General features: G+C 39.5%; 18 protein-coding genes. All 18 read left to right on the top strand.

Annotation, left to right across the window (positions count from 1 at the left end):
• Positions 1 to 261 precede the first annotated feature (261 nt).
• The 18 genes from QOX35_RS01010 (at position 262) to rplE (ending at position 11,847) form a co-directional block, all read left to right on the top strand.
• Entirely contained in the window at positions 262 to 1,860 is a 1,599-nt protein-coding gene (locus QOX35_RS01010; protein ID WP_438358876.1) for an aromatic hydrocarbon degradation protein, read from the top strand.
• A 267-nt stretch (positions 1,861 to 2,127) separates the two neighbouring features.
• Positions 2,128 to 2,541, top strand: a complete 414-nt coding sequence (gene rpsL, locus QOX35_RS01005) for a 30S ribosomal protein S12 (protein WP_006841782.1) — start codon at positions 2,128 to 2,130, stop codon at positions 2,539 to 2,541.
• A gap of 162 nt (positions 2,542 to 2,703) precedes the next feature.
• A complete protein-coding gene (rpsG, locus tag QOX35_RS01000) occupies positions 2,704 to 3,180 on the top strand; it encodes a 30S ribosomal protein S7 (RefSeq protein ID WP_006841783.1) in 477 nt (158 codons plus the stop codon).
• Positions 3,181 to 3,203: 23 nt separating this feature from the next.
• A complete protein-coding gene (fusA, locus tag QOX35_RS00995) occupies positions 3,204 to 5,327 on the top strand; it encodes an elongation factor G (protein ID WP_135105507.1) in 2,124 nt (707 codons plus the stop codon).
• 91 nt (positions 5,328 to 5,418) lie between these two features.
• Positions 5,419 to 5,724, top strand: a complete 306-nt coding sequence (gene rpsJ, locus QOX35_RS00990) for a 30S ribosomal protein S10 (protein ID WP_006841785.1) — start codon at positions 5,419 to 5,421, stop codon at positions 5,722 to 5,724.
• Positions 5,725 to 5,762: 38 nt separating this feature from the next.
• Positions 5,763 to 6,383: a 50S ribosomal protein L3 gene (gene rplC / locus QOX35_RS00985; RefSeq protein WP_135105508.1), complete on the top strand. Its 621-nt coding sequence runs from the start codon at positions 5,763 to 5,765 to the stop codon at positions 6,381 to 6,383.
• Positions 6,383 to 7,015, top strand: coding sequence for a 50S ribosomal protein L4 (rplD, locus tag QOX35_RS00980; RefSeq protein WP_135105509.1), 633 nt, complete (start codon positions 6,383 to 6,385; stop codon positions 7,013 to 7,015). The genes rplC and rplD overlap by 1 nt, the downstream gene beginning before the upstream one ends.
• Positions 7,016 to 7,027: 12 nt before the next feature.
• The gene (gene rplW / locus QOX35_RS00975) at positions 7,028 to 7,321 is read left to right on the top strand and encodes a 50S ribosomal protein L23 (RefSeq protein ID WP_006841788.1); all 294 of its coding nucleotides are present in this window, start codon (positions 7,028 to 7,030) and stop codon (positions 7,319 to 7,321) included.
• 7 nt (positions 7,322 to 7,328) lie between these two features.
• A complete protein-coding gene (gene rplB, locus QOX35_RS00970; RefSeq protein ID WP_135105511.1) occupies positions 7,329 to 8,153 on the top strand; it encodes a 50S ribosomal protein L2 in 825 nt (274 codons plus the stop codon).
• A gap of 25 nt (positions 8,154 to 8,178) precedes the next feature.
• The gene (gene rpsS, locus QOX35_RS00965; RefSeq protein WP_006800257.1) at positions 8,179 to 8,448 is read left to right on the top strand and encodes a 30S ribosomal protein S19; all 270 of its coding nucleotides are present in this window, start codon (positions 8,179 to 8,181) and stop codon (positions 8,446 to 8,448) included.
• A 42-nt stretch (positions 8,449 to 8,490) separates the two neighbouring features.
• The gene (gene rplV / locus QOX35_RS00960) at positions 8,491 to 8,898 is read left to right on the top strand and encodes a 50S ribosomal protein L22 (protein WP_006841790.1); all 408 of its coding nucleotides are present in this window, start codon (positions 8,491 to 8,493) and stop codon (positions 8,896 to 8,898) included.
• A gap of 7 nt (positions 8,899 to 8,905) precedes the next feature.
• Complete coding sequence (gene rpsC, locus QOX35_RS00955; protein ID WP_006841791.1) at positions 8,906 to 9,658, top strand: 30S ribosomal protein S3; 753 nt, start codon at positions 8,906 to 8,908, stop codon at positions 9,656 to 9,658.
• 21 nt (positions 9,659 to 9,679) lie between these two features.
• On the top strand, positions 9,680 to 10,111 hold the full coding sequence (gene rplP / locus QOX35_RS00950; protein ID WP_006841792.1) for a 50S ribosomal protein L16: 432 nt from the start codon (positions 9,680 to 9,682) through the stop codon (positions 10,109 to 10,111).
• 5 nt (positions 10,112 to 10,116) lie between these two features.
• Positions 10,117 to 10,311, top strand: a complete 195-nt coding sequence (rpmC, locus tag QOX35_RS00945; RefSeq protein ID WP_135105512.1) for a 50S ribosomal protein L29 — start codon at positions 10,117 to 10,119, stop codon at positions 10,309 to 10,311.
• A gap of 10 nt (positions 10,312 to 10,321) precedes the next feature.
• Positions 10,322 to 10,579 (top strand): 30S ribosomal protein S17, encoded by a 258-nt coding sequence (gene rpsQ / locus QOX35_RS00940; RefSeq protein WP_006800252.1) that lies wholly within the window; start codon positions 10,322 to 10,324, stop codon positions 10,577 to 10,579.
• Positions 10,580 to 10,581: 2 nt separating this feature from the next.
• Positions 10,582 to 10,947 carry a 50S ribosomal protein L14 gene (rplN, locus tag QOX35_RS00935; RefSeq protein WP_135105513.1) on the top strand — a complete coding sequence of 122 codons (366 nt, stop codon included), beginning with the start codon at positions 10,582 to 10,584 and terminating at the stop codon, positions 10,945 to 10,947.
• A 19-nt stretch (positions 10,948 to 10,966) separates the two neighbouring features.
• Positions 10,967 to 11,284, top strand: coding sequence for a 50S ribosomal protein L24 (gene rplX, locus QOX35_RS00930; protein WP_006841795.1), 318 nt, complete (start codon positions 10,967 to 10,969; stop codon positions 11,282 to 11,284).
• Positions 11,284 to 11,847, top strand: coding sequence for a 50S ribosomal protein L5 (gene rplE / locus QOX35_RS00925; RefSeq protein WP_006841796.1), 564 nt, complete (start codon positions 11,284 to 11,286; stop codon positions 11,845 to 11,847). Before rplX ends, rplE begins: the two co-directional genes overlap by 1 nt.
• The last annotated feature ends 1 nt before the right edge of the window (position 11,848 follow it).

Genomic DNA, 11,848 nt, shown 5'->3' with positions numbered 1-11,848 from the left:
CTTTTGATGAATGATTATGCAAATCTATTATTTTTTTACTGTTTTGCGCTAAATATCAATGTCAAACGAAGATAAAATGCATCGATACTGTATTGTGGTTCTTAAATAATGTTCGGATTTCTGAATATTAAATATTAGTTGCATAGACAACATGTATTTGATAATCAATAAGATAATGTTCATTTTTAACATGGTTTCTTTTGAAACTAATAGATTCCTTATATCTTTGTGCCCAATTTTAATTAATTATATCAAATGAATATGAAGAAGACATTGGCTATTGCTGTTTTAGCCCTGTGTAGTACCTCGCATGTCTTTGCAGGAGGTATTCTTACCAATACGAATCAGAGTGCGCATTTTATCAGAATGGTTGCTCGTGACGCATCTGTGCAAATAGACGCCGCTTATACAAATCCTGCGGGGCTTGTAAAACTTAACGATGGTTTCCATTTTTCTTTTTCCAATCAGAGTGCTTTTCAAACAAGAACGATAACTTCCACTTTTGCTCCATTTGCAGGGTTTGGTGGCGATGCTACAAAAAGTTTTAAGGGAACAGCTTCGGCTCCGATCATTCCTAGTATTCAGGCTGCATACAAAAAAGGCAAATGGGTACTTTCCGGAAATATTGCAGTGACAGGCGGCGGCGGTAAAGCTACATTTAATGATGGGTTGCCTTCTTTTGAATCAACGATATCAATGTTGCCCGGTTTGCTTGCTGCGAGTGGAATTACCACAAATAACTATTCGGTAGATGCATATATGCGTGGTTCATCATTTATATATGGTGCTCAGATCGGAGGAAGTTATGCTATCAATAATATGTTTTCGGTATATGGCGGTTTTCGTCTTAATATAGTAAATAACAGGTACGAGGGACATTTGAGGAATATATCTTTTAACCCTCAACACCCCATGCTAAATCCGACAGGAGGCATGATGTCTGCTCAGACCTTTTTTAATGATGCTGCTTCGTTGGCGAAGGGAACTGCTGCAAATCTGAATCCTTTTATCGAAAGTGGAGCCGGTGCATATACTGTAGGCCAACTGATTACTGCAGGAAAGCTGTCGCAAGCGATGGCCGACCAACTAAGGGCAGGATTGAATATTGGCAATGCCGAGCAGTTTAATCAAATGCAGATACAGCAGGTTCAGGCCGGATATGTAATTGCAGGACAGGCGTATGAAAATAATGCAAAAGCTGTAGCTGATAAAAATCTTGATTCATCACAATCCGGATGGGGTATATCTCCTATTCTTGGATTCAACTTCAGTTATAATAACCTGAATGTCGGTATGAAATATGAGTTTCGTACAGCTCTCAACGTAGAGAATAAAACCAAAGTTGATGATACAGGCTTGTTTAAAGATGGAGTAAATACTCCTCACGATATTCCTGCTCTATTCACAGTAGGAGCTTCTTATCAGATTACACCGAAGCTATTGGCAAGTGTTGGTTATCACCACTTTTTCGACTCAGATGCTAAAATGGCAGACGATAAACAAAAGCATATAAACGGAGGTACAAATGAATATTTATTTGGAGCCGAATATAAAATAGACGACATGTTCTTGGTAAGTGCCGGAGGGCAAATCACCCGCTATGGTGTAAAAGATGAGTATCAGAGAGATTTAAGTTTCTCTATCAATTCATATTCTATAGGTTTAGGTGGTGCGGTAAATGTTGCCAAAAACGTTCTTATAAATGTAGGTTACTTCTGGACAACATATTCAGACTGGACAAAAGACAATCCAAAATATGTTGCAATACCAAATACCAACCCTCAGGCTTATCTTGCTGGGAAAGACGTATTCTCACGTACCAACAAGGTATTTGCTGCTGGGGTGGACTTTTCATTCTAACAGAAGCGTTTTATAAAAACTACGGAATTTTAGTGGCAAGATGGAATATTCAAGTTCCATCTTGCTTTTTTTGTTCAATTTTCTTTTCAAATATTTGTGTAATTGGCTGATTATGTCTACATTTGCAACCCGAATAATGCATGAAAAGGGCTTGTTCTGATGGCAATGTGTTGATTGTCATTCGAATAGTGTTCGTTTCTTGTGTTATTTGCTAATTAAATGTATAATTAAAAACTGAATTTAAAAAGTTCTAAAGATTAAAACAACATGCCTACAATTCAACAATTAGTAAGAAAAGGACGGGCGGTTTTGGTTGAAAAGAGTAAGTCTCGTGCATTGGATGCATGTCCTCAACGTAGAGGTGTTTGTATCCGTGTATATACAACAACTCCTAAGAAACCTAACTCAGCGATGCGTAAGGTAGCACGTGTGCGTTTAACAAATTCAAAAGAGGTGAATGCTTATATACCTGGAGAAGGTCACAATTTGCAGGAGCACTCAATTGTACTTGTTAGAGGTGGTCGTGTGAAAGACCTTCCGGGTGTTCGTTACCACATTGTACGTGGAACATTGGATACTGCAGGAGTAAATGGTCGTACACAACGCCGCTCTAAATACGGAGCAAAACGTCCTAAACCGGGAGCACCAGCGGCAGCTGCAGCTAAGGGTAAGAAAAAATAATTACCTGAGGCAATCCCTTTAACCGAGATTTTTAATTAAGTATTAAAACGGTTTAAGTTTATTGGATAGGCTATATATAGGTTGAGTAAATAGTTCGGCGGAACTTTTGAAGGCATCTAAAATTGGCAACCAAAAACAAAAACAAAATTTTTCAGTAAAAAAATGAGAAAAGCAAAACCAAAGAAAAGACAGATCCTACCGGATCCTGTTTTCGGTGATGTAAAGGTTACAAAGTTTGTTAACCACTTAATGTATGATGGTAAAAAATCTACTGCATTCGATATCTTCTATACTGCATTGGAGATCGTGAAGAAGAAATTACCAAACGACGAAAAAACTGCTCTCGAGATATGGAAAGCAGCTCTAGATAATGTAACTCCTCAAGTAGAAGTGAAGTCACGCCGTGTAGGTGGTGCAACATTTCAGGTTCCTACCGAAATTCGCCCAGACCGCAAAGAATCTATCTGTATGAAAAATCTTATCCTTTATGCTCGCAAGAGAGGTGGTAAGACTATGGCAGACAAATTAGGCGCAGAAATCTCAGATGCATACAACAATCAAGGAGGCGCATTCAAAAGAAAAGAAGATATGCATAGAATGGCTGAAGCTAACCGTGCATTCGCTCATTTCAGATTCTAACAAAAAGGAAGAGTTAAAAAACAATGGCAAAGGTTAATGACAGTTTAAAGAATACAAGAAATATAGGCATCATGGCGCACATCGATGCCGGTAAAACCACTACTTCTGAACGTATCCTGTTCTATACCGGTCTTACACATAAGATTGGAGAGGTACATGATGGCGCTGCCACTATGGACTGGATGGAGCAAGAGCAAGAAAGGGGTATTACTATTACATCTGCCGCTACCACAGCAAGCTGGAAGTATGACAATGAAATGTTTAAGATCAACTTGATCGATACTCCCGGACACGTTGACTTTACAGTAGAGGTAGAGCGTTCACTCCGTATTCTTGATGGGGCAATTGCTGCTTACGATGCTGTAAGTGGTGTTGAACCTCAGTCGGAAACAGTATGGCGTCAGGCTGACAAATACGATGTTCCTCGTATGTGTTATGTAAATAAAATGGACCGTTCGGGAGCAGATTTCTTTGAAGTGGTACGCCAAATAAAAGAAATGTTGAATGGTAACCCATGTCCGGTTCAGATTCCAATTGGAGCAGAAGAGCACTTCAGAGGAATCATCGACCTTATCAAAATGAAGGCGATGTACTGGCATGATGAAACAATGGGTGCAGACTATGAGTTGGACGAAATTCCTTCCGAATATCTAGCTGAAGCTCAAGAGTGGAGAGAAAAAATGCTTGAAAAAGCTGCAGAATGTGATGAAACGTTGATGGAGAAATTCTTTGATGATCCGTCTTCAATCACAGAAGAAGAAATTATCGCAGCATTACGCATCGGTACTCTTTCTATGCAGATCAATCCAATGTTGTGTGGTTCTTCTTTCAAGAATAAAGGAGTTCAACCGTTATTGGATGCTGTATGTAAATTCTTGCCTAGCCCAATAGATACTGTAGCTATCGAAGGAACAGATCCAAGAACAGGTGCTACTATCGTTCGCCACCCAAGCCCAAGTGAGCCGATGGCTGCTTTGGCATTCAAAATCGCAACAGACCCATTCGTAGGACGCTTGTGTTTCTTCCGTGTTTACTCGGGAGAATTAGCAGCCGGATCGTATGTTTATAACAGCCGCTCTGAAAAGAAAGAACGTATCTCACGTTTGTTCCAGATGCACTCTAACAAGCAAAATCCGAAAGACGTAATTGGTTGTGGAGATATAGGTGCAGGTGTAGGATTTAAAGATATTCGTACAGGTGATACACTATGTGACGAAAACAATCCGATCGTACTTGAATCTATGGACTTCCCAGAACCGGTTATTGGTATCGCTGTTGAGCCGATCACTCAGAAAGATGTGGATAAATTGGCTACAGGATTAGGTAAGCTTGCTGAAGAAGATCCAACATTCCGTGTTCATACCGATCAGGATTCAGGTCAGACTATTATCGAAGGTATGGGTGAGCTTCACCTTGAAATTATCATCGACCGTCTGAAACGTGAATTTAAGGTTGAATGTAATCAAGGTCGTCCTCAGGTATCATATAAAGAAGCAATTACTCAAACTGTTGATCTTCGTGAGGTTTACAAAAAACAAACCGGGGGTCGTGGTAAGTTTGCCGATATTATTGTTAAAGTTGGTCCAACAGATCCTGGATTTGAAGGAGAACTTCAATTTATCGATGAGGTGAAAGGTGGTAACGTTCCTAAGGAATTTATCCCTTCAGTTCAGAAAGGATTTGCTGCTGCAATGAAAAATGGTGTACTTGCAGGATATGCGCTAGATAAACTGAAAGTTGTTCTTATTGATGGTTCTTACCATACAGTGGACTCTGACCAGTTGTCATTCGAACTTTGTGCTAAGCTTGCTTTCAGAAATGCATGTGAGAAAGCCGGACCTACATTGCAAGAACCTATCATGAAACTGGAAGTAGTAACTCCGGAAGAAAGCATGGGTGATGTGATTTCTGACCTTAACAAACGTCGTGGTCAGGTAGAAGGTATGGAGTCTAGCCGTTCAGGTGCACGTATAGTGAAAGCTAAAGTGCCTTTGGCAGAAATGTTTGGATATGTGACTTCTTTGAGAACAATCACTTCGGGTAGAGCAACGTCAGCAATGACATTCTCTCATTACGAAGAAGTTTCGCCATCTATCGCACGTCAGGTATTAACTGAGGTTAAAGGTCGCGTTGATTTGATCAAATAACAAAAGAGACTGCAATTAGTAAATGACTCTTAATTGCAGTCTTTAATATTTTTATATAGAATTTATTTTAATAATTAACTAAAAACAAACGATGAGTCAGAAAATTAGAATTAAACTGAAATCGTACGATTACACATTGGTAGACAAGTCTGCTGAGAAAATCGTGAAAACAGTGAAAGCAACAGGTGCAGTAGTAAGCGGTCCAATTCCGTTACCAACTCACAAACGTATTTTTACTGTTAACCGTTCAACTTTCGTAAACAAGAAATCTCGTGAGCAGTTCGAACTATCTTCTTATAAAAGATTGATCGATATCTACAGCTCAACAGCAAAAACTGTAGATGCACTCATGAAGCTGGAATTGCCAAGTGGTGTAGAAGTAGAAATCAAAGTTTGATGAAAATTTATATTAGTTTAAATAAATAATTTAGAGAAATGCCAGGATTATTAGGAAAGAAAATCGGAATGACATCCGTATTCAGTGCCGAGGGAAAAAATATTCCATGCACTGTTGTCGAAGTGGGTCCTTGTGTTGTTACTCAGGTTAAAACATCTGAAAAAGATGGTTACGAGGCTGTACAGGTAGGCTTTGTTGAAAAGAAAGACAAACATACCAGCAAGCCCGAAATCGGACATTTCAAGAAAGCCGGGGTTGCACCTCAAAGACACTTGGCCGAGTTCAAGTATGAAGAGAAATACAATCTAGGAGACGTTATTACAGTAGACGGAATGTTCTCAATGGACGACCCTTTTATTGACGTAACTGGAGTGTCGAAAGGTAAAGGTTTCCAAGGGGTTGTTAAACGCCATGGTTTCCGTGGGGTAGGAGAAGCTACTCTAGGACAACATAACCGTCTTCGTGCTCCGGGTTCTATCGGAGCTTGTTCGTACCCTGCAAAGGTGTTTAAAGGAACAAGAATGGGTGGTCAGATGGGTAACAAACAAGTTACTGTTCAAAACCTTGTGATTATTAAAATAATTCCGGAACATAATCTTTTGTTAATAAAAGGTTCAGTACCGGGAAGTAAAGGTTCAATCGTTAGAATAGAAAGATAATGGAACTGAGTGTATTAGATAAAAACGGTAAAGAAACCGGTAAAAAAGTAGCGTTGAACGATGCTATTTATGCAATTGAGCCTAACGATCATGTTCTTTGGTTGGACGTGAAGCTATATCTTGCGAATCAACGTCAAGGTACTCACAAGACTAAAGAAAGAAGTGAGATGTCGGGAAGTACACGTAAGTTGATCCGTCAGAAAGGTGGAGGTGGTGCTCGCCGTGGTGATATCAATTCACCTGTATTGGTTGGTGGAGCACGTGTATTTGGTCCAAAACCAAGAGACTATGGCTTCAAATTGAACAAAAAAGTAAGAGTACTTGCACGTAAATCTGCCCTTGCTGCTAAAGCAAAAGAAAATCAAATATTGGTAGTTGAAGACTTGTCTTTCGACTCTCCAAAAACTAAGGATTTTGTGGCATTGGCTAAAAATTTGCAAGTGGCTGATAAAAAGATACTTCTAGTTTTGCCAGACCAAAATAAAAATGTATATTTGTCGGCTCGTAATTTAGAAAGAGTAAAAGTTGTAAAAGCTTCTGATTTAAATACTTACTCAATACTTAACTGTACAAGTCTAGTATTGGCTGAGTCTTCGGTTGCTATTATAGATAATCTTTTATTAAAAGCATAAGGAGAGAATACTATGGGAATTTTGATAAAACCAATTTTAACAGAAAAGCAAACCGCGATTTCAGAAAAGTTTCCGAATCGTTACGGTTTTCGTGTTGCTCCAAGTGCAAACAAAGTGGAGATTAAGAACGCAGTAGAAGAGCTTTATGGCGTAACAGTTAAGTCTGTAAATACAATTAACTACTCCGGAAAGCTAAAAAGCCGTTACACAAAAGCTGGTGTGATAAAAGGTAAAACTCCTGCATTCAAGAAAGCAATAATCACCCTGAAAGAAGGTGAAAGTATAGACTTTTTTAGTAATATCTAAATAAAAAATGGCAGTACGTAAATTAAAGCCCACAACACCGGGGCAGAGACACAAAATTATTGGTACATTCCAAGAAATCACTGCAAGTGTACCAGAAAAATCCCTTGTAGTCGGTAAAAAAGCGTCTGGTGGCCGTAACAATACCGGTAAGATGACTATGCGTTATCTCGGCGGCGGTCATAAGAGAAAATTCAGGCTCATAGACTTCAAGAGAACGAAAGACGGAATTCCAGCCACTGTAAAAACAATCGAATATGATCCGAACCGTTCGGCTCGTATTGCTTTGTTGTATTATGTAGACGGAGCTAAAACTTATATCTTAGCACCAGAAGGTTTGGAAGTAGGTCAAACAGTGGTATCCGGAGCTGATGCTGCTCCTGAGGTTGGTAATGCATTGCCTTTGGCAAAAATTCCAATCGGTACAGTTGTTCATAATATCGAACTTCGTCCTGGTCAGGGAGCTAAAATGGTTCGTTCGGCAGGTGCTTTTGCACAGTTAACTTCTCGCGAAGGAAACTACGCAATCATAAGAATGCCTTCAGGCGAAACACGTAAGATCCTTGCTACATGCAAAGCTACTATCGGTAGCGTAGGAAACTCAGATCACGGACTAGAGAAATCAGGTAAAGCCGGTCGTTCTCGTTGGCTTGGCCGCCGTCCTCACAACCGAGGTGTAGTAATGAACCCTGTCGATCACCCAATGGGTGGTGGTGAAGGTCGTGCTTCAGGAGGTCACCCACGTTCACGTAAAGGATTGTACGCTAAGGGTCTCAAAACTAGAGCTCCTAAGAAACATTCTTCTAAGTACATAATCGAAAGAAGAAAAAAATAATAACCTGATTAATCAATAGAAAATTATGAGTCGTTCGTTAAAAAAAGGCCCGTATATTAATGTTAAGCTTGAGAAAAAAGTCTTGGCCATGAATGAGTCAGGTAAGAAAGCTGTGGTTAAGACATGGGCAAGAGCTTCAATGATATCCCCCGACTTTGTAGGCCATACTATTGCTGTTCACAACGGAAATAAATTTATTCCTGTATATGTGACAGAAAACATGGTAGGACACAAGTTAGGAGAATTCTCTCTTACACGTACATTCCGTGGACACGGAGGTAATAAGAAAAAATAATTGGAGCAGAAGCCAGTAAATTAATAAAAAGTAAACATTAAAATGGGTAAAAGAAAACATATAGTAGCTGAAGCAAGAAAAGAAGCTAAAAAGACTATTGCTTTCGCCAAGCTGAATGATGTTCCTACTTCTCCACGCAAAATGCGCCTTGTTGTCGACATGATACGTGGAATGGAAGCATTTAGGGCTCTTGGTGTATTGAAATACTCAAATAAAGAAGCTGCTGCAAGAATAGAAAAATTGTTACGCTCTGCTATCGCCAACTGGGAAGCAAAAAATGAGCGTAAAGCAGAAAGTGGAGAGTTGTATGTATCATTGGTAAACGTAGATGGTGGAGCCATGCTGAAAAGAATGCGTCCAGCTCCGCAGGGAAGAGGTTACAGAATACGTAAACGTTCAAATCATGTGACCCTTCACGTAGATACACTTAATAAAGAAAATCAAAATTAATTAGCAGATGGGACAAAAAGTTAATCCAATAGCAAATCGTTTAGGTATCATCCGTGGATGGGATTCTAATTGGTATGGAGGCAAAAGATATGGAAATACTTTGTTGGAAGACAGCAAAATCCGTAAATATCTGAATGCCCGTCTGGCTAAAGCTAGTGTATCTCGCATCGTTATCGAAAGAACTTTGAAACTTGTAACTATCACAGTTTGTACAGCTCGTCCGGGTATCATCATCGGTAAAGGCGGACAAGAAGTAGACAAGCTGAAAGAAGAGTTGAAGAAGATTACAGATAAAGATATCCAAATCAACATTTTTGAAATCAAAAAACCAGAGTTGGACGCAGTTATCGTTGCCAACAATGTAGCCCGTCAGGTAGAAGGTAAAATCGCTTACCGTCGTGCTATCAAAATGGCAATTGCTTCAACAATGAGAATGGGTGCAGAAGGTATCAAAATTCAAATATCAGGTCGTCTGAATGGCGCAGAAATGGCTCGTTCCGAAATGTACAAAGAAGGACGTACACCACTTCATACATTCCGTGCCGATATTGATTATGCACATGCCGAAGCACTAACAAAAGTTGGTTTGATTGGTATTAAAGTATGGATTTGCCGTGGAGAAGTTTACGGTAAGAAAGACCTTGCTCCTTCATTCACAGCTGCCAAAGATGGTGGACACTCTGGTAACAGAGGTGGAGACAACCGTCGCAACGACAGAGGTGACCAAGGAAAAGGTTTCAAGAGAAATAAGAGAAAGTAATTAAAAAACGTTTGAAGTAAAATGTTACAACCGAAGAAAACAAAATTCAGAAGACAGCAAAAAGGTCGTATGAAAGGCATTGCTCAAAGAGGGCATGAATTGGCTTTCGGTTCATTTGGCATCAAAACCCTGGAAAACAAATGGATCACAGGACGCCAAATCGAAGCGGCTCGTATTGCAGTAACTCGTTACATGCAGCGTCAAGGACAAGTTTGGGTTAGAATTTTCCCTGACAAACCTATCACAAAGAAACCTGCCGAAGTACGTATGGGTAAAGGTAAGGGATCGCCGGAAGGTTTCGTTGCACCCGTTACACCAGGAAGAATCATATTCGAAATCGAAGGTGTATCTTATGATGTGGCAAAAGAAGCATTGCGCCTAGCAGCACAAAAGCTTCCTGTGACTACAAAATTTGTAGTTCGCAGAGATTATGACTTAACTCAAAACGCTTAAGAAGTATGAAAATTGCAGAAGTAAGAGAGCTTTCGGACAAAGAATTGAATGAAAGACTAGATGCTGAAAAAACAGCGTTAGACCAAATGGTGTTAAACCACAGTGTATCTCCATTGGACAATCCGACTAAGATTAAAGAAAAACGTCGCGATATCGCACGTTTCCTTACAGAGTTGCGCCAAAGAGAACTAAAAAAATAATTAAGAGCTGATGGAAACGAGAAATTTAAGAAAAGAAAGATTCGGGGTCGTTTTCAGTAACAAGATGGATAAAACCATCACTGTGGCTGTAAAATGGAAAGAAAAACACCCTATTTATGGAAAATTCGTTAACAAAACGAAGAAATATCACGCTCACGACGAAAAGAACGAGTGCAACATTGGCGACACAGTACGTATTATGGAAACTCGTCCGTTGAGTAAAACAAAGAGATGGAGATTAATAGAAATAATCGAAAGGGCTAAATAATTATGATACAACAAGAATCAAGACTAGTAGTTACTGATAACAGTGGAGCTAGAGAATGCTTATGTATCCGCGTATTAGGCGGTACAAGAAGACGTTATGCGTCTGTAGGGGATGTGATTGTGGTTGCTATCAAGAATGTAATCCCTTCGAGTGATATTAAGAAAGGTGCTGTAACAAAAGCAATGATCGTACGTACAAAAAAAGAGATCCGTCGTCCCGATGGTTCTTATATACGTTTCGATGATAATGCTTGTGTATTGCTAAACGCAGCAGGTGATATCAGAGGAAGCCGTATTTTCGGACCGGTTGCCCGCGAACTTCGCGCAACAAACATGAAAATCGTTTCATTGGCACCAGAGGTACTATAATTCAAAAAACTAAAAAGCAATGAGTAAATTACATATCAAAAAAGGCGATATAGTTTATGTGAATACTGGTGTCGATAAAGGAAAAACCGGTCGTGTGTTGAGAGTCTTTGTAGAAAAACAACGCGCTATCGTAGAAGGCCTTAACATGGTATCGAAACATACTAAGCCTAATGCTAAAAGTCCTCAAGGAGGAATTGAAAAGAAAGAAGCTGCTATCCATATCTCTAACCTGAACGTAGTAGACCCTAAAACAGGAAAACCTACACGTGTGGGCCGTAAAGAAGTAGATGGTAAGCTAGTACGTTACGCTAAAAAATCAGGGGAGGAAATTAAATAATGAGCAATACAACAACTCTTAAGACTGAATATAAAGACCGTATTGTTGCTTCTTTGATGACAGAATTCGGTTATAAGTCAACAATGCAGGTGCCTGTGTTGAAGAAAATAGTTATCAACCAAGGTCTTGGTCTTGCAGTTGCAGATAAGAAAATTATCGAAACAGCAGTTAACGAAATCTCAACCATCACAGGTCAAAAAGCTGTTGCGACATACTCTAAAAAGGATATCTCTAACTTTAAGTTGCGTCGTAAGATGCCGATTGGCGTAATGGTAACATTGCGTAACGAAAAGATGTATGAATTCCTTGAAAGACTTGTACGTGTAGCACTTCCTCGTATTCGTGACTTTAAAGGTATCGAAAGTAAGCTTGACGGACGTGGAAACTATACACTAGGTATCGAAGAGCAAATTATCTTCCCGGAAATTAATATCGACAACATTAGCCGTATTTTGGGAATGAATATTACCTTTGTAACTTCTGCAAAAACAGATGAAGAAGGTTATGCTTTACTTAGAGAGTTCGGATTACCATTTAAAAACGCAAAAAAAGAATTGATATAAG

This window comes from Dysgonomonas sp. Marseille-Q5470 (assembly GCF_951230145.1).
Taxonomy (GTDB): domain Bacteria; phylum Bacteroidota; class Bacteroidia; order Bacteroidales; family Dysgonomonadaceae; genus Dysgonomonas.
The sequence above is the reverse complement of the archived record's forward strand: the minus strand, read 5'-3'. Positions and strand labels throughout refer to the sequence as shown.